The organism is Bacillus sp. MYb209 (assembly GCF_002975175.1).
In the GTDB taxonomy this organism is placed as follows: domain Bacteria; phylum Bacillota; class Bacilli; order Bacillales; family Bacillaceae_G; genus Bacillus_A.
This window is the reverse complement of the sequence record NZ_PCNZ01000030.1, coordinates 1-23585: the sequence shown is the minus strand read 5'-3', so window position 1 is coordinate 23585 and position 23585 is coordinate 1. Positions and strand designations below refer to the sequence as shown.

21 protein-coding genes and 1 pseudogene are annotated in these 23585 nt (G+C 31.9%); 6 read left to right on the top strand and 16 right to left on the bottom strand.

The genetic code is table 11. The features are described 5' to 3' along the window. The 11 genes and pseudogenes from CQZ94_RS31535 to CQZ94_RS25945 all read right to left on the bottom strand — a co-directional run. Nucleotides 1–668, bottom strand: a 668-nt coding sequence (locus tag CQZ94_RS31535; RefSeq protein ID WP_219845216.1) for a hemagglutinin, incomplete at its 3' end; no start/stop codon positions are given. Nucleotides 669–683: 15 nt separating this feature from the next. Further along, nucleotides 684–1769 carry a hypothetical protein gene (locus CQZ94_RS25985; protein WP_105587769.1) on the bottom strand — a complete coding sequence of 362 codons (1086 nt, stop codon included), beginning with the start codon at nucleotides 1767–1769 and terminating at the stop codon, nucleotides 684–686. Between the two features lie 103 nt (nucleotides 1770–1872). Continuing rightward, nucleotides 1873–2181 (bottom strand): hypothetical protein, encoded by a 309-nt coding sequence (locus tag CQZ94_RS25980; protein WP_105587768.1) that lies wholly within the window; start codon nucleotides 2179–2181, stop codon nucleotides 1873–1875. 31 nt (nucleotides 2182–2212) lie between these two features. Further along, a complete protein-coding gene (locus CQZ94_RS25975; RefSeq protein ID WP_059038382.1) occupies nucleotides 2213–2437 on the bottom strand; it encodes a hypothetical protein in 225 nt (74 codons plus the stop codon). 29 nt (nucleotides 2438–2466) lie between these two features. Further along, a complete protein-coding gene (locus tag CQZ94_RS25970) occupies nucleotides 2467–2910 on the bottom strand; it encodes a hypothetical protein (protein WP_105587766.1) in 444 nt (147 codons plus the stop codon). A 561-nt stretch (nucleotides 2911–3471) separates the two neighbouring features. Continuing rightward, complete coding sequence (locus CQZ94_RS25965; protein WP_002090828.1) at nucleotides 3472–3720, bottom strand: hypothetical protein; 249 nt, start codon at nucleotides 3718–3720, stop codon at nucleotides 3472–3474. Nucleotides 3721–3823: 103 nt separating this feature from the next. After that, complete coding sequence (locus CQZ94_RS25960) at nucleotides 3824–4399, bottom strand: TraM recognition domain-containing protein (protein WP_105587765.1); 576 nt, start codon at nucleotides 4397–4399, stop codon at nucleotides 3824–3826. Between the two features lie 37 nt (nucleotides 4400–4436). Beyond that, nucleotides 4437–4933, bottom strand: a pseudogene (locus CQZ94_RS25955) (type IV secretory system conjugative DNA transfer family protein). Nucleotides 4934–4958: 25 nt separating this feature from the next. Next, nucleotides 4959–5090 (bottom strand): hypothetical protein, encoded by a 132-nt coding sequence (locus CQZ94_RS31965; RefSeq protein WP_258166054.1) that lies wholly within the window; start codon nucleotides 5088–5090, stop codon nucleotides 4959–4961. A gap of 18 nt (nucleotides 5091–5108) precedes the next feature. Then, nucleotides 5109–7346 (bottom strand): SpaA isopeptide-forming pilin-related protein, encoded by a 2238-nt coding sequence (locus CQZ94_RS25950; protein ID WP_105587763.1) that lies wholly within the window; start codon nucleotides 7344–7346, stop codon nucleotides 5109–5111. 154 nt (nucleotides 7347–7500) lie between these two features. Next, the gene (locus CQZ94_RS25945; RefSeq protein ID WP_105587762.1) at nucleotides 7501–7710 is read right to left on the bottom strand and encodes a helix-turn-helix transcriptional regulator; all 210 of its coding nucleotides are present in this window, start codon (nucleotides 7708–7710) and stop codon (nucleotides 7501–7503) included. A 149-nt stretch (nucleotides 7711–7859) separates the two neighbouring features. Here CQZ94_RS25945 and CQZ94_RS25940 point away from each other — a divergent pair, with 149 nt between their 5' ends. Next, nucleotides 7860–8249: a helix-turn-helix domain-containing protein gene (locus tag CQZ94_RS25940; RefSeq protein WP_078174605.1), complete on the top strand. Its 390-nt coding sequence runs from the start codon at nucleotides 7860–7862 to the stop codon at nucleotides 8247–8249. A gap of 240 nt (nucleotides 8250–8489) precedes the next feature. On the opposite strand, the gene CQZ94_RS31375 is transcribed toward CQZ94_RS25940, so the two are convergent. Beyond that, entirely contained in the window at nucleotides 8490–8627 is a 138-nt protein-coding gene (locus CQZ94_RS31375) for a hypothetical protein (protein WP_181149551.1), read from the bottom strand. Next, nucleotides 8624–9793 (bottom strand): AimR family lysis-lysogeny pheromone receptor, encoded by a 1170-nt coding sequence (locus tag CQZ94_RS25935; RefSeq protein WP_105587761.1) that lies wholly within the window; start codon nucleotides 9791–9793, stop codon nucleotides 8624–8626. The genes CQZ94_RS31375 and CQZ94_RS25935 overlap by 4 nt, the downstream gene beginning before the upstream one ends. A 518-nt stretch (nucleotides 9794–10311) precedes the next feature. On the opposite strand from CQZ94_RS25935, the gene CQZ94_RS25930 reads away from it, so the two are divergent. Both CQZ94_RS25930 and CQZ94_RS25925 read left to right on the top strand, forming a co-directional pair. After that, nucleotides 10312–11280: a Replicase RepFR55 gene (locus tag CQZ94_RS25930; RefSeq protein WP_105587759.1), complete on the top strand. Its 969-nt coding sequence runs from the start codon at nucleotides 10312–10314 to the stop codon at nucleotides 11278–11280. 1166 nt (nucleotides 11281–12446) lie between these two features. Further along, on the top strand, nucleotides 12447–13001 hold the full coding sequence (locus CQZ94_RS25925; RefSeq protein ID WP_078174537.1) for a MerR family transcriptional regulator: 555 nt from the start codon (nucleotides 12447–12449) through the stop codon (nucleotides 12999–13001). A gap of 1943 nt (nucleotides 13002–14944) precedes the next feature. Here the strand turns inward: CQZ94_RS25925 and CQZ94_RS25915 are convergent. Beyond that, nucleotides 14945–15292, bottom strand: coding sequence for a short-chain dehydrogenase (locus CQZ94_RS25915; protein ID WP_105587757.1), 348 nt, complete (start codon nucleotides 15290–15292; stop codon nucleotides 14945–14947). An 872-nt stretch (nucleotides 15293–16164) separates the two neighbouring features. Between CQZ94_RS25915 and CQZ94_RS25910 the strand changes: the two genes are divergently transcribed. Beyond that, on the top strand, nucleotides 16165–17352 hold the full coding sequence (locus CQZ94_RS25910; RefSeq protein ID WP_105587756.1) for a ParM/StbA family protein: 1188 nt from the start codon (nucleotides 16165–16167) through the stop codon (nucleotides 17350–17352). Between the two features lies 1 nt (nucleotide 17353). Beyond that, a complete protein-coding gene (locus tag CQZ94_RS25905) occupies nucleotides 17354–17791 on the top strand; it encodes a hypothetical protein (RefSeq protein WP_001280890.1) in 438 nt (145 codons plus the stop codon). Between the two features lie 65 nt (nucleotides 17792–17856). On the opposite strand, the gene CQZ94_RS25900 is transcribed toward CQZ94_RS25905, so the two are convergent. Next, a complete protein-coding gene (locus tag CQZ94_RS25900; RefSeq protein WP_105587754.1) occupies nucleotides 17857–19536 on the bottom strand; it encodes a helix-turn-helix domain-containing protein in 1680 nt (559 codons plus the stop codon). Nucleotides 19537–20675: 1139 nt separating this feature from the next. Between CQZ94_RS25900 and CQZ94_RS25890 the strand changes: the two genes are divergently transcribed. Beyond that, nucleotides 20676–22376 carry a hypothetical protein gene (locus CQZ94_RS25890; RefSeq protein ID WP_105587751.1) on the top strand — a complete coding sequence of 567 codons (1701 nt, stop codon included), beginning with the start codon at nucleotides 20676–20678 and terminating at the stop codon, nucleotides 22374–22376. Nucleotides 22377–23403: 1027 nt separating this feature from the next. On the opposite strand, the gene CQZ94_RS25885 is transcribed toward CQZ94_RS25890, so the two are convergent. Beyond that, nucleotides 23404–23585: DDE-type integrase/transposase/recombinase (locus CQZ94_RS25885; protein ID WP_142395939.1), on the bottom strand; the 182-nt coding region annotated here is incomplete at its 5' end.

Genomic DNA, 23585 nt, shown 5'->3' with positions numbered 1-23585 from the left:
GGCGGTTTCGGCTTTTCTGGATCCGTTGGTGGATCTACTGGCGGATCTACTGGCGGTTTTGGTTTCTCTAGATCTGTTGGTTCCTCTGGTTCTGTTGGTTTCGGTTTTTCTGTCCCTGTATTTTCCGTATTACCATTCTCACCTTCCGGTGTAACTGGTGGAAGAATATCTCCTATACTCGCTACTGAAGAATCAATATTTTGATCGCCAAAAGCAAAATGATCTCCGTTCAGGGTTACTTGTGGTTTATTATCTGTAATAGCTGCAATCACATTATCTTTTGTGGTATCTTGAAGTGTTTTATCTTTTGTTTCTTTATCAAAGAGTGCAAGAACACGAGAAGTGGTTTCATCTCCATTTTGAAGATTACTTACAATGGATTTATCTTTGAAATTAATTTTTGATTTATCAATCTCATCTAGTACATAAGCAACCTCATTATCTTTACTTTGAATTGCATTCTCTGTAATTGCTTCGAAATCTTGTTTATTCAGATTTTCTTTCTTTTCTTCTGGCTTACTCTTATCTACTTTTTTTGTAATAGCTGACTTACTTTTTGATGATTCCTTACTTCCAAACCAACTGCATCCTGTAGTACTCAATATCAATGACCCACCAAGAAAAACAATTCCCATTTTTTTATACAGATTCTCATAATTTAATGGCATGCTATCTTTTCCCCCTTAGATGTCGTTTAGAACTTTATCAATTTTTTCAATCTTAGTTTTCTTTTCCTCTTCACTTATCGTAGATTGTTGAATATCTCGTTTTTCTAATTCCTTGACCTCTTTCATCAAGTTTTTATTCCCTTGCGTTTTGGCAAAAGAATAACAATCTTCATATTTTTTTAGATTTACAAAAGCTTCAACAATGAGTTTTTCACGTCTACCATCCATATTGACTTTCCCTTTAAGCTTGATTACCTCTTCATATTTTTTATTAAGTGCTGCCTTTTCAAAGTCGATTACATCATTTTTGACATCAATTTCATTGATTTTATTCATGTTGTCTATCCCGATAAAATAAGCAACCACACTTTCTGCAAATTTCGGCTCATACTGTAATGCCTTATTTGCCTTTCCATTTAATAAATAAGTAAATAAAACTGCCTTCTGACTATCTTTATCTAATTCTGTGTAATTGACCTTATCAAAGTATTTAACGGCTTCTCCATACTGTTGAACAGCTGCCTGTTGTAATCCTTTTACTACATATTGTTCAGAACCAGCATTTACACTCGAAACCGGCTTGGAAGAGAATAGTTTAAAGGCAAATATGGCACCAGCTCCAATTAACACCACACTTCCTATGACACTCGCAATCATCTTGGATCCTTTTCTATTTTCCTTTCCAGGCTTTACTTGTGTTTTCACTTCATCCGATGGACTATAGGAGGGTTCCTCATTTCTTTCTGGTAATTCTTCTTGATATTCATATTCTTCATGAAAAGGAGAATCATTGATTTCCCTTTCTAACGTTTCTAACAGCTCCTTCTTTTGTTCCTCTTGTTCCGGATCTAATTGCATCACATTCATTTTTTTAGAAATATGGTCAAAAATATGATCCGCATATCTCGAACCCAGTGATAATGTACCGTTATAGATTTCATTAGAATGACCATCTAACAAATCAAAATCAATATGTTCTTGGCGCCCTGCTTCTCTATAAACACGCTCTAATCGTTTGGTTAAGGTATAGGCTTCATGAAACAAATATTGCTTACCCGACTGAATTTCTGTTCCATTATTACTCTTAAAAATGACAAACATGGCTTCTCCTTTCTCACATTTACTTTAAATCCCATGAAAAAAGGCAACAAAAAAAGCCATACCCTTTGCATAGCTTCCTCATTGCCCTATTCATATTTATTCACTACTTCATCCAAAGAAATGGAAATAAGATTTGACCAAATTTAACATTACTATTTACACTCTCTGCTAAGTATTGGCATCCCATTACGATAACGAGTCCGGCTGCCCCACCAACAAACCACCAAATACATTTATGTCTCCCTCGTTCACCACCCCAAATTAATAGATAAGCGCCCCAGCAAAATACAATAGCTGTACTCACCATTGCTCCTCTTTGCATCCAAGTAATAAATGAATTACCTGTTTGAATTAGACCATCCATCGCATCACCTAACACTAACATTTGAGCTACTGTTTCCATCATAGACATATACATTCACTCCCTTTTCATTTTTAGATGCTCACACGTTACTAAGCTGACTTGACTCATTCGGCTTGCTGTCTTCTTTTACTTCTGTTGGTGTTGCCTTATAAGCTTGTAAAGCTTTCATCACTAGATCTTGATTTTCTTCCATACATTTCTGATGATGTAAATGAAGCCAATGGTTATAATCTTGACCATTGGCTTTTAATAGGTTTGCTACCATTTCTTTTTCCTTTTTTAATTCCTTCTGTGTAATCGTCACTGTATCACCACCTTTCAATGATTATGTGATTACTTCTGATATTGCTCTTTGCAATCTTGAATAAATAACCCAACTTCTTTTTCAAAATCAGATGGTTTAATTTCTTCAAACTTTATTGCTTTCTTCAGCTCTCCTTTTTCATAGTAAGCAAGAGTATCACGTTTTTGTGACAAGCCGAAGTCATGCTGATTACTTGTTCTTGGAACATCCTCTCTACCTCCAAATAATTCTCTAACCAGTATATTGTTTTGCTTTGCTAATTTTTCGACTTTAAAAAGTATATCTGCCCTTGTTTTTTTATCATTATTCAATATAACAAAACCTGTGCCATCCTCACTCATGAACTTCTTCATTTCTAACGGACTAAGTTCCATTACTTCCCCTTTTCCCGAACTAAAGACAAATGTTGAACCAATACCAAATGCAATTAACAGTCCAACAACAGCGGAAATGATCCACCCTTTACGACTCATGCATGTTCCTCCCTATGTCATATTTTTATAAGCGATTTTGAAGTGTGTTGAGACACCTTTAAACTTCAACATCTGTCTTTATTTTATAACATTTTAAGGAAAGTGGGATAGAAAATGGAAATATCATTTATGGCTGGAATGACGAACCCTGTATTGGCATGCGTATAGAAACTAACCCCGACCTAGCTTCTATAGGCCCAATACCGCACTACGTATTTTGGCATGAACGTAGAACCTTATGTATCTACTGTTTGTATGGTTCATCGCTTCTTCAGAATGTCAAAATGGGATATTCCTCACGATCACTAGCGCAAACAGATTATTGATACAATGCATTTCCAATGGTCACAGATATGAGTTTTACGTACGCACTCTTCTAACGATAATCGTATACCTAACCCCTCTAGTGACCGTTTCAAGGGAGGCACGCATATATATTGAAAGCCGTATATCACCCTTCTACATCATTACTGAAAGGAAGATATACGCAATATATATCTAAATTGTCAAAGAGCAAATTACTTTGTGCTATGTTCTCAGCACACTTCAAAATCGCTTTTTTTATTTACACTTTTGTTTTACGGCTACTAGTTCCGCTTGTTTATGTTTCCTTTTTGCGATCAAGTTTTGATGTTCGTCTCTGACAGAACGCACTTGATAATAAATTTGAGCTACATTTTCAATGCTTCCTGTGTTATTTTCAATTGCGATGGTGCCTTTCAGTTCGTATGTTTTTCCATCAAAAGTTTTGACACTATGAGCTTGTGATGCGGCAATATCATAGAATGTGAGCCTTTGTTCTTTTCCCATATGAACGCCTCCTATTTTTGATAAAGAAGGGAGAAAAACGCTTCTCCCTTGTATAGTTTTCTAGCCATCTAGATAGGATGAAATAGTGAACGAGTGCTTGATATCATGCTAGGATTGTTGTGTTGTACGAAGTGATAATGCGTTGTGCTGCCTCTTTTCCGTATATGTGCTGTAATGCGGATTGAGATTCAACTACGATTGAATGCTGAATGTGGTATGTTGCGCTTTCTTTCAAAAACTGCTCCATATGAGGGATCGGGTACAAATCATATTGATGAAATACTAGGTGAATCGGTCTAATATTCTTGCATTCTGTTAGATACTGAAGAAAATTTGATAATGCTTCTCCTCTCTCTTGATACGTACTTGTTTCCGTTTCGATACTGATATACACAACCGATTTTTGCTTTACATCCATTTCAAGCGTTTCATAACCAGTTAGTAAATCATGTTTGATGATGTGATATCCTTGTTTTCGTTTTTCGTGATGGGTATCTTCATAAAAGATGCCTTTCGGATCAAAAATGAAAATATAATCATCGGTTGTTTCCTTCACACCTTCTATGACCGATTTGTAAGCTCCAAAACGAGCTTTTATCACACCTGCAACCTTTTCCCCTTCATTCAGTTCTTTCAACGCTCTAATCACCTTTGTATACTTCTTAGCTACGCCTAACATGCGTTGCACTCCTTCCTATTTCATTTTCCGCTTATGACTAGTATTGAAACCAAAAATACTCTCTCTGTTTCTCTAATTTCTCATGTCGTTCTTGCTGTTCATCTAAAATCCTTAAAAGTGTAATGATTGTACCTTGCCTTGTTTCTTTTGCTGACAAAGCTAACACTCTAAACATTTGATACGCCGGATGATCTTTCTTCAATAACTCACTTAACTCAAAAAGATAGTTATCTTTTTCTTTTGCTTGTTGTACAAATTCCCTAACCTTTTCTAAATCTAAATAGTATAAATCTCCATGTCGTTGATTTAAATACAAAATACTTCCTGCCAATAATTTTGTAGCGGATTCCATCCAGAAATCATACCGTTCTTTCGGCTTGATTACAGTTTGAGCGATAGAAATAGCTTGCATGAGTTCTTTAGACAGCCAATCACCTTTACGATGATTCGTTCCTTTTCCGTTTCATATATATCCTTTATATCCAATGGGTTAATATAGCTTTGTTTAACATTACCGATGTAGATTCCTGACATTTCATTTCATCTCCCTCTCGCTTTCTTATATCTTGCTCCCTATCCAAAAAACAACTGTCCAAATGGGAAGTACGAGTATACATGCATTCCGAAATCCAATAGCAAAACCAAGCGGATTTTCACCTATTTGACTGAAATGAGCTTCGTATTTTGTCATATAATCTTAGTCCTTTCTTTATTGAACTTTCTTACGGTTTCTTACTGCAAATACGGCTCCAATTAAGCCAAGTGCGACACATACAAGACCGACCCATTTTATGTATGGATTTTCGGCTTTACCGCCTGTTGTCGGAAGATAAGTTTCGATTTTCTTTGGTGTTTGTTCTAGTTGTGGTTTCATAATAATCTGTTGTGGTTTCTCTAATTGTGGTATGACAGGTTTTTCCGTTACTTTTGGTTGTTCCGGTATCTGTGGTTGTGGTATTTCTGGTTGCTCTGGTTGTGGTGTCTCTGGTGTAGGTGGTGTCGGTTTCTTCTGATCCTTCACCGTATGCTTAATGATTTGACCATCCTCTTTAATTTCAAAAGAGAATATTTCTTCATTTAGTAAATATCCTTCTGGTGCAAATGTTTCTTTATATGTGTACTTTCCATATGGAAGCTTAAATTTCGCAATGCCGTTTTGATCCGTTTTTCCTTTTACAACTTCTTCACCTTTTTCGTTAAAGATGGTAAATTCAGCATTTGGAAGCTTATTGTTGCCATCCGCAATATCTACCTTGCTAATCTCCAATTCTCCTGTGATGTGCTTATTTTTCGCTGTTAGCATGATTGTCTTTCCTTGTTCCGAGATACTAAAAGGAATAGATTCTTTCGTTAAAACATAGCCAGTTGGTGCTTGCTTCTCAACAAATGAGTATGCTCCAAATCGTAAGTCTTTTACTTCAATCAAACCGTTTTTATCACTTTTGTGTTCACTAATTTTCTTACCTTTACTATCTTGAAGAATGAACACCGCACCTTCTAATTTTTTATCTGGATTCTCTCCATCTACTTTTAGAAGTTGCACGTTTCCTTTTACTTCTTTATTTTCAACCGTAAATGTCAGTATTTTTCCTTGTTCTTTAATCTCGAATGGATATTTTGTTTGATTAAGAAGGTATCCTTCTACCCCTTTTGTCTCAACAAAATGATACTTTCCATATGGAAGATCCTTCACTTGTGCGATCCCTTGCTCGTTTGTAGTTGTTTTTGTGATTTCTTTTCCCTCTGCTGTATACACTGTGAACTCTACTTTTGGAAGAGTTTTTCCGCTATCACTTAATTTCTTAATCTCAACGTTTCCTTTTACTTTTACGTTTTGTACTGTAATCGTAGCAACCTCGCCTGTTTTAACTTCAATCTGTTGTGGCTGCCCATTTAGTACATAACCAGTAGGTGATTTTACCTCTTTAAGAGTATAAGTTCCGATTTCTAAACCAGAAAGGCTTGCTGAACCTTGCTCATTTGTAGTCATTGTGCCTACTTTTTCATTTGCACTGTTCATGACTTCAAATACTGCACCTTGTAGCAATTCTTTTTGTTCTCCCACTTTTACAACTTTCAATCCACCAAGGGATTTCCAGTTTACTTGTAGATCGGCACTCACCTTTTCCTCATTTTTTTCTAAAAGGACTGTTGCATCCTGGACTTTATCAGTTCCTTGATACGCTACTGCCTGCAAATTAGAAAGATTAGATGTTACTTTTAAGGAAAAGTTACCTGTTTGAGAGGATTTCGGTATCAAAATACGGAATTGTTCTCCTAAATTGAATTGTTGTTTTGCTTCACCTTTTGTTGAAACAACTTTCGTTCCATTCGGTGCATTAGCTAGTTGAACTGTAAATACACCGTTCTTAGCGTTACTTTCAATTTGATACACTGTCGTCTCAAAGTACTCACCGTTTAACTTTGCTTCTTGATTGTCTGTTGGAGTTACATTCATGTACACGTTTTGTGTTTCCTGGCTTGCATTTGCACCATTAATAATGGTTTTTACGGCTTTTGCAACATTTCCATTGCGATGCTGAACTTCGTTAATGTCAATTTGACCTAACGCTGCCCAAACACTAAGCTGTGTCGCGTAATGCGCCTCTTTCCAGTCAGAAACTCCTAATTCTTCTGGACTCTTTTGCGGATATCCATTTAGAAGAACTCGGTACACAACATCATCTGTGCGCCCCATCTCTGGAAGGTCATTACCGTTGGGACTTAATTTTCCATAAGTTAAACAATACGCAATTTGCCCATTCGCATTCTTCAATAGTTCTGTCCGTAGGTCTTTCCCGTACATGGGACTAAAACTCCAATTCATTTCATATTTCTCACGATTAATGACTTCAGCACTCGTTTTCGTCAGTGGAAATACAAAATTCAAGACAATTAGAAGCATACTCGTGACTATGAGTAACGTTTGATACGATCGTTTCAACATACTAACAGCTCCCTCAAATGATATGCAGTTTTCAAAGATCTTTTTAAATCAGAATTTTCTGATTTAAAAACTTAAAAAAATACAATAAAATTATAGCTTTTCCTCGTTGTTCATTTACAATATAAGAGTATAATTGTGTATTACAAAAAATATTTCATTCTAATTTTGCTCGATAATACGTAGCTAAAAAGATCTTATCTATCGGTTCATTAAATAGATCAGCAAGAATCCTGGCTCGTTTCTCAATTATTCCTTTCTTTCCAGTTTCAATGTTATATAGCGTTTTAACTGGAATTTTAGAAGCCTGCGAAACTTCTTGAATTGTGAGTCCTCTTGTTTCTCTAACATTACGTAATACAGACAATTTCTCACCCCCTTACATACATTCTATTCTCCTTAAAGTAGAATGTCAACACTAAAGTAGTAATTTTTATACTTAAGTGATAAAAATTACACAAAAAGTGATACTGAAGTGATAAAAATTATACAGACAGATGAAGGAGGTTAATGCAAGTGGAGAATAATATATTTGGGAAAAACATAAAAAAACTACGAGCAATAAAGGGTCTCAGTCGAAAAGAATTTGCTGATGCAATAAACACCCCATATAGTACAGTCTCTAGTTGGGAAAGTGGAGAAAAAACACCTAAAATTGATCGTATCCCAATAATCGCTAAATATTTCAATGTAAGTGAATCACAACTATTTCTTCATCCAATGAGCGATACTGAAGTTTTTGAAAAAAGTGATTTTGGTACTGATCCTATAGAGCGTATGGCTCAAATATTAATTGATAAATATAGAAATATTCCAGAAGAACATAAACCAAGAATAGAAAAAGAAATTTTAAGAATTGCACACCTTTTAGAGATAGAAATTGAGATGGAATCTCAAAATAAATAGTTAAAATATATTAAAATTTTTCATCTTCATATATATCAATCAGATCACTAAAAGCATCTAAGTCTCCATCTACAGTTAAAAGTATTTTTATAATTAAATTTTCCCATTTATCCATTAGATTACCACCTTTATATTTTTCTTTGTTCGTTAAAATCCAGTTTAACCATTTAAAAAACTCTTTATAAAGTAACAAAAGACATCGTTAAACGATGTCTTTTGTTACTTTTATATTTTTAAGATTTAGCCCATGCCACCGGGATCAGAACGAAGATATTTAGTTTCCTTTGACAGTGACATATCTTTCTCTTTATTGTCTAATAAACTCATTCCAGAAAGCAAAATAAATGTTGTTATACATAATATGGCTATTTTTTTCATTTCACGCCTCCATATTCTAACATTTCTTTATATTCATTATATACTCGTGTTGCGTATTGGGAAAAGAAGTAATCGCCATTTTCAATAAACATTTGTTTGGAATCAGCAATCAATTTTAAATCCATCTTTGCTTGTCCTAAGTAACAATACTGAATAGGACTAAGTTTTTTATTTTTATCTAGAATTCCTAACAAAATATCAATTGCTCTATCGTTATCATTATTTAGAATGAAATATAGTGCTAATTCTGCTGGATGGAGCGTGTTTAAATCAATAGTTTCAATTTCTCTTTTATTTACAAGTTTTAAAAAATTTATATTGTTTACAGCGATTTTATATTTTAAAGTACTCTGATTTTCAAATACTTTCATTGCTCTTAAAGTATGTTTATATGATTGTTTATAATCTGTAAATATTAAACTTTCTCCCTTACGTAGATCAATCGTAGCCTCCATAAACGGAAAATATTTCAAATACTTATGTGACCGTAATTGATTATTACACTCATTAAATTCTTCTATTTTTAGCCTTCTTAATAATGAATAACTCCATATGTCATCTATCCAATATTTATATAACAACTTTAAATCTTGATTTGTATGTACAGAAATGTTCTGATAAATACGGTTCCTATAGGTATCAAACATTCCAAAGTCTCCAATATCCCCAACAGACAACAAATAGAGAATATCAGAAATAATCTCCATATCTAAAGTTTCTTTTTCTGGAATGCTCTTCCGAATTTCTTCTACCATTAAAATATGCTCTTTAGGATTTCCTCCCCTTGGTCTATCATAAAACAAACTTATTAAAGGTGAATATTTTTTAACATAACTCTCCTTATGCTTACTCGTCATATTGATTAAATATTCTAAAATTAAATCATATCCATTTAAATACGCTATAATAAACAGTCTTTTCATGTTAATTTTTACATTTCTTTCATATTTCGAAAAAACTTCTATACAGCATTTTTCATTTATAGCTCTATCTTCATTAAAGAGCGTGTTTGCCATTTTAAATACACTAAGCATGGAAATTTCTTTATGATATCGAAATAAATCTGTTAATGTAGATTTAGGTATGTCAAGTTCTCTTGCAAAACTATCATATGATCTATTTGTCTTATTCATTTGATCTTGCATCTTCTCAATCCAATTACTCATATATCCACACCTCTTTACACATCTTGTTAGAAAATTCAGACACATATATGTGGATTATAACAAACAAATGGTAATAAATTGTATATGTTACTACAAAATCTAGGTGGTTCTGCATATTTCTCAATAATTGTTACACAATTAAGATTTTCAAAGTTACATTTTATCCTTAAAACACTTACATAAATACACTTTAGTAGAATTTTTACACTCCAAAGGATTGATATTATTAAAAAAGAACGATAGAATAAAAAGCATAAATAAAAATGACAAATGTAAATAACAACGAACAAATATAGATGAACGCAAAAAAAAACCTACCTCACAAATTTTTAATTGGTTCCGGTCGGCAAACTAGAAACCAGTTAAAAATTCCCAGGAAGTAGGATTTTTAGCACATTAAAATATATTCACTTTTATGTACTTATTTTATCATAAAGTGAATTACTTGTGAAGAAAATCCTCTACTTTTCCAACATTTTTCTGTAATTGTGTGGTGGGAAAAATAGGAGGATTTTTCTATGATATTGCAAAACTTTTTACTTAGTCGAGCAAAAGCGGAACTAAGTCCCCACATCAATCATTTATCCAAAACTCCTGGGGCTATAAATCAATCAATTAAGAAAGTTACTACTTATATTGATAGTATTGTCCTAGAATGCGAAGGTGTTACCACAAAAGATTACCTTACCAAAAGAAAATATGAAGCTTTAGAAACAGTTTTATCGTACCTAGTACAAGAAGGATATTCCCAAGTAAGGCAAGATCATATCAGCAAAAAATCAGGTATTTCAAAACCTGTCATTAACTACGTGTTAACATGGATGCAAGATCTGGGAGTATGCCAACAAATTAGAGTGCGAAGACACGGTAAGATTGCCCCTTCAATTTACATTTTAACCATACATAACAACTATTTAAAAATTATTGAATACTTCAAGATAAAATGGGCTGTAGCAATTGATGTATGCTCTGCTTTCACTGAATTTCTAAGTAAAAAGCTCTTTAAGAAGACTGTTGTAGCCAATCACGAAGATATAAAGAATGATATACAAGTCTCGTCTAATTCTGTAGATATTTTCAGCGCAAACAAACAAGCAAAATCAAATACGTATTGTGAATTAAAAGAAAAGAATAACAGATTACAAGATTTAGACGACTATCTAAGTGAGGATCAGAGAAAGGCTTATTACTACATTTTAAGTCAAGAACTAAATCACCTTAGTGAAAAGGATGCATACACAATTGCTTTAAGGATGCCACCTTATATCGACCGCTATGCTAGATGGGATTTTGAAGAATGTGTGCAATGGTTCCAATACAATGAAGCTCAAAATAGCAATCCCGCACATTTTATAAAAATGTTTGGACAAAGATCTAAACAAAATTGGGAACGAAGAAATCATAACGCAATAGAAAAGAACTCTCTACATGGTACAAATAAAAAAAGAGAATTTGTTTTCTATAATTTCTTAGAAGAAAATAATTAAATTTAAAAAATCATACTAGTATGTAGCCTTGCTTAAAAATATCAAATATAGCAAGGCTATTTGTCATATCCTCTTATAAAAGATCATAAACTTGTTATTTTTCAACACAAGAAACTTCAAAATACAAATCATTTTATAGAATCTTTTTATGAAGTTCCAGGCAATTTACATATGAGATTAACGGTAATTTATTTCTGGATAATTCGTCATTTACTTTCGAATTAATTTTGAAATTTACTAAGAGAAAATCCCGAATAGCTTGTCAGAGTATGTTTAAAGGCATCATAATTTATTCTAATGTTTTTATTGGTTTTACTTTTTAAAACAAGATTTATTTAATATAGCATTCTGAAAATCTTTCTGTTTTGTCTAATTTTAGGGAATCCGATTAAACTTGCAAAATATATAAATAATTATGTAGATGCCTGTTATTGGCTTCCCTAAGATCTGATGAAATTCTATTTATTTCAAATTGAACCTATGGATATGCTCCCCTTCTTCTCCCACTTCTAACATCATTAGCAATTGAATGCATTCTGAAAAGATGGTCCATACTAAAAAAGTAAACTCCTATAGAGCTTTGTAACATTATTTCCGTTTAAGATTAAATACCTCTTTGTAAAAGCTTATGACACCCTATAAGCCATTTTCGGCGAAAATTAAGCCGTTTTAAGAGCCAAAAATATTACTAGAAGTATCCCTATTTTAAATTGAGTATTATTTACTAATAAAACGCTACTTAAACGGATAGCGTTCAAAAAGATCTCCTTAATAACTTTTCATGTATTTTAAATTAAAAGAATATTAACTAGATCCTAATTCTATTAATGAAAGCTTTGATTCTTGCACATATATCTAGTAAAATTCTTATATTGGAAACAAACTTCTGATAATAAAATTTCAAGTAAGTCTTTAATTATTGTATTATCTAATAAATATTCACTTGTTTTCAAAGGTGAACGTTATGAAAACGGATAGCGTTTATAATTTAATTACCTCAATACTAGATACATAGACAAATCTAATACACAAGTATCTACACAGGATACCTTTTGAAAGTAATAAAAAATCTTACCTTGTAGCCCTATAAAGATTTCTATTTTTAGAGGAATGATCCTCCTAATAAAGAAAGAATATCTAACACACAAATAATGGAGGTGTGAAATTTGGAATATGGATATTTTGCACAAGAAGTAGCAAAGCAACTAGATATTAACACTAATACACTTCGTAGATGGTCAATTGAACTAGAAAAAATGGAGTATATATTTGAAAGAAATGAACGTAACCAACGAATTTATTATGAAAATGATATAGATATTTTAAAACAAATGAAGGAATACCTAAATCAAAACTGGAAATTAGAAGAGGCCGCTACACGAAGCATGGATAACATCGAAGAAAACGCCCCCAAAACGGATAGCGTTCAAGAAGGGCCTGACACTGAAGTAACACTTCAGAAACGTTCACAAACGGATATTTCAATAATTCAAGATAAGTTTTCCTATATGTTTAACCAACAAGAAAAAATTGTACAACAAAACCAAGATATTATTGATTTATTATTACAGGAACGCTCAGAAAAGGAAGAAAAAGATTTACAAATTCAGTTACTACAAGAAAAACTGGATAAAACAATTCAGTTATTAAATGAGGATCGCCAAGAACAACAAGATAACACTAAGAAAACGTTCATTCAACGTTTGTTCAATCGAAACTAATTCGGATATGCATTTTCTATCAAATACATATCCGAATTAGTAAAAAAATAAAAAAAGCGGTAATTACCGCTTTTTTTATTTTTTTAACTCCTCTTCACAATGCTAAGTGCGATTTTTTCAAAAGAGTTCCTTTTATATCTGTTTTTAAGAAATTAATTTGATTTAGAATATCATAGTGTTAATTGAAAAAAACCCAAGAATTCCTGTCTTTTTTCATCCTTATACCAAATACTTTTCTAAATTCAAACAAATCAAAGATATCTTTATCCCTTGATACTAAAGGATAGAACGCCATATGAACGCTAGGCGTTCACGCTGAATTTCAGAGTGCATTAACTCATCATTTATACACTTTGAAGAGTTATTTAAATTCTATATAGTCGTTCCTCGACTCAAATTTTAATTCGATCTTGTATGAATTTTAGAGTACCAGTCGCAATTTTATTGCGTTTTAAGACACTTCCAGTGTGACCACAGTTACATACATATCTCTTTGACCTTTCCCATGAATTCCAAAGATGCTCATTATCGCTAATATCAACATATTGATCATACTTTGTAGAAATTAGTATAATGTTTTTTTATCGATTTTTGGAGAAGATTGACTAGGTTCTATAATTCCCCAACAATTTAACGAATTTACCGAAAGAATTCTCCTTCCTCAAGCGTGTGAAGGGCGATAGCCCAACGGTAGGTGGGAGATGAATTTTGGTTTGGCATAGCCAAAAACTTTTGATAAACTAGCTATATGAAGTTCTTTGATAACTTGATATAGGAGGTTGCAGGAAGAAAATAGAGTGCGAAAACCAAGCCATTCGGTTCCTGCGTAAAATATCAACCGTACCAAGAGAGCGTCCAAGCGTTGGACATCTAGGGGTGGAACACCCCGAAGTAACGCTCAGGGAGACGAAAGGTTACTTTCGTCGTGGAACTGAGAAGCTCCCACTTCAAGCTTTGCTAAGTGGCGAGTAGTTCACTAAATCTTCATAGGAAACTCCATGTTTTTGCAAGCCTTCTTTAATATATTTACCAAGTCGTATCCTCCGTAAAAGATATCTTAACACCTTTTGTTAATGGATTTAACGGCTTATGAACGCATAGCGTTCTCGTTTTATAAAGCGTTAAATTAACGATTTAGACATAATGATACAGCTTTAATATTAGTAACTAATTTATATGTAGATATAGCACAGGTCTATATTATCCAGACTTTATTGATATGCCGTTATAGCTATATTAATTTATAGATTAATTCTTGTGACGTTCCTTAAATTTTGCTTATTTATTACAAATATAGATTGAATAGCTCGTTTGTATCATTTAAATGAAACTACCTTAGTGTCAGTCGCATCTATCTCAATAAAAACCCTTTTTAAAAACTCATAAACGTTGATATTAAAAGGATAGTCGCTTAAAAAACGGATAGCGTTCACGTGATTTTATACACTAAAATAACACTTCAATAACGTTTGTGCTGTTAGGGAATTCGGATACACCCTCTAAAACATCAAATTCTCTTAAGAATAATAGAAATTAAACTTTTAAGTCTAACTTTAATTTTTAAAGATGAATTCCAACTTAAGTAATTGAGTTGGGTCATATACAAAATACTCACTCTAATCGATGCTTTCATTATCACTTTCTGAACTTATATAGCCTTCATAACTTATTAAACGTTAAATAAATTTCTTATTAATAGGACTTTTACTTCCAGTAAAGTTAGGCTAAGAGGGGGTTCGTAATATCAATATAATGTTTTCATGTGTAGAGATAATAAAATTGTTTAATTTTGTTCTTAGAAAGACAATAACCATATATCAGTTACTTTGATATATAGTTATTAAAGATGTTAAGAAAACACAATTTCTCTTCAATTCTATGATGTTTAGGAATAATAAAGTTGTTTAATTTCAGAAAGCGAATCATCAATAATTGGTCCTTTTTTAAATTCCAATGTGAATCATATATTTATTCTCTTCTTTTGCTTGAATAATTTGTTTAACTAATTCGCTAAGATCAACAGATTCTTCCATGTCTTTATAAGATATAACCACATCTAAGAATTGAGATAATGATTCAGGTGGAATAATCGTAATCCCACAATACGCTAAACCATATTCGAGACGATTTAATGAATGAAAATACGTTTTCATTGCCGATAAAGGTTCAAGCAAATTTCCGATAATATCATCCTCTACTGAGATACAGTTATGTACATCTGGAGTGTAACTCTGGTAGGTCTTTTCATTATTGATGTCATTAATTATGCCAAATTCGTGTTCTAAAGCCATAAATGTAAATCCCCTTTTGATAATTTTCCTATCCTTTTCTTAACTAACCGAGTAGCTTATTATCACTTAACATTTCATTAATTACTGATCGTTCTTATGGTGTAATTTTAGTCATACTTATTATTAAACATATAGAATGAACAACTGCTTTCTATTTTAGCTTCTACACCTACTCCCGATTTCTATAAATCCCTCAGAATACCAATCACCTCTCTCTCAATAACCATTTTCTTGTCCCCCCAAAAAAACCTTGATATTAAAGAAGGCAACGCTGCAATAACGGATAGCGTTCACGTAATGTTAAACACTAAAATAACACTTCGATAACGTTTGTGCTGTTAGGGGATTCGAATACACCCTCTAAAATATCCTTTACACAGCTCAACAATAATCTGTATTTTAGTTTCTCTAATTAGTTATATTTATTTTTAAAATTAGATTTGAATATCAATAGTTTTATTTAAGTATAAACCTTGTACAAGTCGTATCTACTTTAATTTCTAAAAATATCTTAAAGGAATCCTATCATCGAATATAGAAACCTTCTCCAGGACTTATACAAATGATATACCAAACATACTGTTAATTTTAAAAAACAGTCAATCTAGCCAATACACTAAAATGAATTCAAATAAATATAAAATAAATATAAAATAAATATTTTAAATATATTTATTTGAATGAAATCCCTAACACGCCAACTCATACAACAATATTAATCCTATAAATATATTTTAATTATATCTAAAATATATTTAAAATATATTTTATTAATATTAACTTCTTCCTAATCCTTGTTTTCACTCTAGTTTTAAGTTATAATATAGTTAATAAATATAAATAAGAAATAAAAATTATAGAGGTGATGTATAATGACAGATTTAAAAGGGACTAATCTTCATATAGACATTGAAGGCGATATTGGGAACGATTCTTTTAAAGGTTACATCAATGGTGAATACATAAAAATGAAAAACGTATATCAAAGCGTTTACTCAATGCCCAATGTAACAGAAACAAACACTCAGAAAAATGTAATTAATTTAGTAGACAATATGTTTGTAAATATTGCTAGTAAATCAATTAGAAGATCCGGTATGTATTTTATTGGTAATCGAGCAATGCTAACTGGGAAGAACCCAAAAAACATGAACATTAAAGTAGGTCAAAAATATAATGATGATTTGCCGTTAATTAATATGCTGGGACTAATTGCAAACAAATCAGTTCAGCTTGAGTGGGAAAGAACTGAACTACTACCACAATCAATTAATGTGACTGTTGATCTTATTTCAGCTATTCCAGCAAGCCAATGGACACCTGTAAATGCTAAGCACCTAGAGCAACGTTTTACTAACTCAAATCATGTTGTAGTTGTTTATGTAGGCGAAGAACAAGTAACGGTCAGCTTAACATTTAACAGTGCAAACATTACTCAAGAAGGTGTTCCACCTTTATATGCAATTCTTGAAGGCGAAGAAGATATGTTTAGTGATTTTATTAAACTATATAAAGACAAACTTGAGGTAGAGACAGTAAAAAAAGCATTTTTTAAGAACAAAAAGATCTTACATAGTGACATTGGAGATGGAACAACTGAGTATATATACACAGTTGGCGTAAATCCAGTAATTGATGCTTGTAGTGGAGAAAGACGCGGAGTTGGGCATGCTACAGAAGAAGCTGTTAAGCTATTAAACCAAGAACGTGGAACAAACATTAAACGCCAACAATTCTCACAAATTCTTCAAGATTCAGACCATAAATATCATGAAGAAGCTACTGGGTACTTTAATATTACAAAAGTGGAACAGGCTGAACTTATCTTAGAAGATACAAGTGAAAAATATGTAAGTAATACAGCTAGTGAAGCTGAAATTTTATGTGTATATGGTGGGGGAAGTGTTACTTTTAAAGATGAATTATATGATCAATTATTAGAGTACTGTGAGCAAGTTGGTATGTACTTATTATGGATTCCAGAAAAATATGCTGTAGATATGAATGCTAGAGGGATGCAAGTAATCAAGAAAATTCTTACTCGAAAAAAGGTGAGATAATATGTCTGACAAGAAAAGAGAATCTTTCTTTTGGAATCTCAAAAAAATTGAGAACGAGGAATTCTTTAAATGGTTTGAATCTCAAGGAAATATAGCAGATTCATTATATAAACTTGTCTGTTACTTTATTGATAAACATGGCTTACAAGATGTTGGTGATTATAAGATTCAACAACAAATGCAAAGAGAAATCTTACTTCAAGATAAAGATTTTTTAAATGAGGTTAAACGGTTCCTATTGAATGATTCAAATCTCATTATCAAAAATGAAGACCCAAGCATCCATAATGAGAGAAAATCTCCTAATGAAGAAATTGAGACTTCTGAAGAACAATCCGATAATGAAGATGTAAAAAAAGAAGACGTTTCTAAATCTGAAACAAAAACTTTGAATGATGAATATGAGGATCTTGATACAGCAAGTTTATTTGGCAATTAGTATATAAATACTCTAAAAAAAGAGTCCTAGAAATAGGACTCTTTTTTTAGGCTTTAAATTTCAACTTACATCTTATCAATAATTAACTGTCGTTTATACCATTGATTTAATTTGCTTCTCGCCGTACTAGAGAGACGTTTTGTTTTTTTATTATAGAATCTAGAAAGAGTAGGCTGCGATATACCTATCTCTATTGAAAGTTCTCGCATAGTTATATTCTTTTTCATATGCATAAACTCTATTTTCTCTCTGATTACTTGTTCATTTTCATTCGTATCTAATGGTTTTTCTACAATTTTTATTGGCTGACTTTCCTCATGTATTGTATCAATTGTTTTCTTTTTCGCTAAGTTTTCCATTGAACTAATTAATTCTTTGGGTGGCAATATTACTATTCCTAACTGTGAATAATAGTTTTTAAACCAATTCTTCTTTGTCAGTTTTTCTTCTTCTAAACCATTATGATATTCCCAATGAGAAATTACTTCTTCTTTTTCTAAATCAATAAGCACATTTTCTAATTGTTCGCGGATACGATTAGGTTTTTGTTTCTGGTTTATACCCATAACTGCTAACAAACCTTTATCTCCACCTATAGAATAAGGTCTTTGTAAGCTAGAAAACATTTGACGTATTCTCCATTGCCATGTCAAATATCGAATTAATCTTTTATGATATTTGTGTCTATAACTATTATATTCAAGTGCCTTTTTTGATAATAATGCGGTAGTACTATTAGATCCATATAGATATCCGGATAAGAAACTTCCCGGTTTGATTCGGCACGATTCTATCCCCATGTATTCGTTTGTGTTTTTATCTCTCCATAGAACTACGGAATCTAATACAAATAGTCTTTTAATTACCTCGCGTTTTACTTCATAATGCTTACCTGTTTCAGCGCGATCATTTAATACGACTACTTCATTGTCATCATTTAGATATATAAAAATACTCGCTAGGGCCGCAATCCGCTTCGCTACCTTAATTTTATCTTCCACTCTATAATATTCGACACCATTTGCCTTAGCTTTTGAAATACTGCACATTTCTAAAACTTGTTCATATGAAAAATCAATAAATTCATCCGGCGATTTTGCTTCATTCAACCATTGAATTGTGATGGTATCTAAACAATCTGCAGTTAAATCATCCATATTACTCATTACGCCGTCTACTAAAGTATTCCATCTTGCTGTCTCTTCAATATTCGTTAACTTTAGATCTTCATCTTTATGAGAGGAAAGCTGTGCCACTCCATTACTATCCTTTGTTTCAATAGGATAAGATTTTAACCGTGTGTTTTCATCTTCTTCAAATTGATTTTTAGCTATTCCATCTCTTAACTTATAATAGACCGCGGAGTTATTTACTTCTAAATAGTTTTCATTCAATATGTTCGCATCTGATTCACTTGTTGCTGTATGCACTATAGTACTAGCTGTCTGATTTTCACGAAACTCTTGTTCAATAAAGACACCTATTTTCTCATGAATAATTAATCTGTAAGTATCTATATTTTTAAATATATCTAGTGAAGAAACACCTTTTCTTTGTTGTTGCTCTAGCCACTGTACAAGCATTGAAAATGATGGAGAAAGGTATTCTGAAGTCACAATTTTACTTTTATCTGCTTCAACCTCAACATAATAGGAAACCCATTTATGCCACAATTGCTCATCTTGTTTATACAGTGGTTCTGTTATTGATAGTGCATCTCTAAACAATTGTAGAACGTCTTCCATATAAATTCGGCTCCTTATATACATTTAGTTATTATTGATCTTAATTTGAAAATAATTAGCTATATGATGTTCCTTTTTATAAAACTAGAAATAAATTCGGAATATTTCATTCTTTCATTTCACTGTTAACATGGTAAGGGCTCTATTTTGCATACTTATAGCCCTCTCTGTAACTGATTATACAAGACTCAATCAATTTGTAAAATCCAAATAGCAATTATACAAGTACTTATACAATAACCTATCTTTCATTCATTAACTCTTTTTCTATTAGATTTCCAGTACTATTATTCATATTTATCTCCCTAAAGTTCCTCTTACATTTAACAGAGAAGTAAAAGCCAAAAATGTAAAGATGAAAATATATATGTTACTTCGAATACCCCAAATTCATCAAAAATGAAAATTTATAGTCATATCATTCCCCTTTCCATCAAAACATGAAACAAAAATGACATTATGTAACTCTTTTTACTAACTCGAAATTTTTTTCTAAAAGTGCTTAAAGCTTGATATATAAGCGTTTCTATTACAGCTATACTATTAGTTATGAAAATTTATAGCTATATGATGTCCCTTTTATTTTAGATGAAAACCCCATAAACCTTTTTATATTAAGGCTTTACACGTTTATAACCCTATTTTCACGTATTTATGCAACATGAAAATCGATAGCTGTATGATGTCCCTTTTTTTAACCAAACATGAAAACCCACCTAGCCACTTCATGTTCCTTTTGTAATTGTAAAATTACAGATAAAACCCATTAACATCACTGTTTAAAGGGTTTCATCTGTTTAATTCACAATTATAAACATGAAAATTCATAGCCATATCATGTCCCTTTTAATTTTTTAAAAATCGATATAACTGTTGATTTAATCATGTTTACAAGGTTTTTTTTCTATTTTCCTTCTTTTCTACCAATATGAAAATTCATAGCCACATCATGTCCATAAAAAAAATTTCAAGAATCCTGAAACCCCTTGATACACAAGGGATTAAAGGGCGTTTCATCTTTTTATTTTTTCTCTTAAAGGGACGCATTTTAACAAACTTCGATTTGGTATAATCAAAATTGGTATATTTTATAGTGTTTTGGCATTTATTTCTGAATTTATAGGTAGGAGGTGAAAGAGATGGGAAAATCATTTATTATTCGTAATCAACGTAGTCTAAATGGACAATCTACAAATGCAGTTTTAGTAACACTGAAGTCTTGGCAAAAACTTGTTGAAACTTTCGAAGAGAAATACTACAGCTATAAAGATACATACCTTGAGGATATTGTTGATCATATGACATATGAGGAGCGTATTGCCGATGTGGATGGCTTCGTAGCACAGGCTAAACCCTCTTTTTCACGCCGTACACTATCTGCTATTTCGGAAACAATGGGAAGAAAGCATAAATTATATGGCATTACAAACGCAGATTTGGAAGTCTTCTTATATCTACATAAAAAATGTTACACGAATGGAGTCATTCCAAATGTAACAATACATATGATGTGGGAAGATTATAAACTATATAAAGAAGAATTTGCTTACATACAGCATTCTCAATTCTATATTGCATTAAAGAAATTAAGTATACATAACATTATTACGATTGAAAATGAATTAGATGGTCGATATACAATTAAATTAACTCATTTTATGAATGAAGAAACTGAAAAGGCCAATGCATATGTTTATATTAGCCCAGTGGTATTTACGAAAGCTTTCTTTGAGCTATCAGTTGCATCTAAGAAGCTATTCTTAGATATTGCTATGCAACAGCACAGTGAAACTACATTAAAACGTTCCTTAGACAAACAAGATGAAAGAGGGAATAAAACTCATTTTGGTGGGATGTACCGCTTTTTACATAAAAAATATCCACATCAAATCCGCGCAGTTATGACAGAATTAACAACTGCATTATCATGTACAGGGACTCCGCTATTCAAAATTTGTAAATTACAAAAAGGGGTTAAGAATAAAAAAAGATATACGACTCTATATCTATCCTTACATACGGATTTCTTATGTACAAAAGAAACAGGCGAAGTACAGTATCGCGATCCATTCACACCAAAGCTTACTTATGCTCGTAAAGCTCGTTTTATCGAATCCGTGCTACAAGAGATGAATATTGGTGAGTTTACACAAGACATGAACAAATTTATTGCTGTACTTAAATATACATGCCATCGACAAATTCGAAGCGTAATTCATAGCTTACGTGACATGATAGATCGTAATGAAGAATATCCAAGCAAGTTAGTATATACACTGAAAAAATTATTAAATCAAACATCACAATATCAAATTCTTGATACAGCGGCTAAAGAAGGTATTTATCCTCTTATTACACAACATGTTCCAAAAGCACAAAAAGAACAAGCTGTATTTGATTTCGGATTGCATTTCTCTATGTACTCTCTTCGAAACATCAAAAAGCTGTTCCGCAAAACGTATGAGTTACTAAACTACAAATTTGCTGTACCTGTTACAGAGGAATCGTATCACCGCAACTATCTAAAGTATCAAGAAGAAACGTTGTTTAGAAAGTATGCCTATGAACAAGGTACAAACCTAAACGCTTATATGGCTTTAGAAATAGAAATACGTGAACTCCTAAAAGCAAGAGGACATAAAGATCGTTTTATTCCAAGTGATGTTCGTGAATTGTTCATTGAAAAGATAGATAGATTACCGAAAGAAAAGCTTCGCGTTATTGAAGTACCAGATAGCTTCAATTTAATTACATTTATACGTGCCTTTGAACAGTTAATACGCGCTGGTATCCCAGTAACAACAGCTGAGCAAGTACTCACAGTAATGCAAACGAACTAATCATAATCAGCTCTCTATTTTTGAAAAAAATTCAAGATAGAGGGCTATTCGTGTTGATACGTTTATTTAAAAGACTTTTACTCATTCTTCGCAATAAGTAAATTTACTCGATTCTATTTATAATAGAGTCTTTTTTTATGCAACCATATACAAAAATAGTATGGTACTCATCTAAATTTCCACATATACTTTCATATAAACACGTTATGAGCTGTCTAAATACATTCAAATATCTACAAGAAATCATAAGAAAAAAATTAAATTTCGTGGATAAGTAGATAAATAACACATAATGTGAGTAATTTAGGGCAATTATCATTGATATAAATAGCTTAAACGCCTTTATCTATCAAAAATCATCAATATTAATGTGAGTTATGTGGTAGATTTGGATAATGTTGATTAATTAACACATAATGTGAATCATTTGTGGGTAAATACAATAAGATTGTGGAGATTCAGTGAATTCATATGAAATTTTACGATTGAATAAATATGTTTAACAATGTATCAATTTGTTTCATTTTTTATGTAGGAATACTAAATTTCATTTATGATTATTTGTAGATTTTAGATCATAGTTTTGCCTGATTTTCCGTTGTAAGATTCTACTATTTATGATTTTTTACGCTATGAGATGTTAAAAGGCTTTGTTACAGTAAGGATATACGTATATTTACCAGTCCTATATAAGTTTTATCTTTATATTTTAAATATATATAAGATATATATTTAAATAAGATTTTATTAACTTCCATTTAGCTTTGAAATTAGTTTTTATAAATTGTTCTACGATTAATATGTTTTGGTAATTTCCAAAGTGACATTATTTGAGTTTTGAAGCCTATTTATAATTAGATATTACTGTAAAGTGATTTCTAATTATAAATTGAGCATCTAATGCATTATTCAATATTCAGTTTCTGGTGCAAATATATGAAGAAGAACATAGATGATAGTAGATTCTTAACGGAATCGTATTTTATGCTATAAGTCCAAACACTCGGTGGATGAACTCTTTCTGATTTTAGACAGACTGGTTCTGTAAATCAATTTGTCCCTTTTTTATCATATGCATAGCTTCCACACCACTCACTATAGAAGTTGCTGTTTTATACGACTTAAATCCCAACATAGAACGCACACGTTTCTTGATAAAACGATGATCTTGTTCCACTATATTATTAAGATATCTAACTTGCCTTAGTT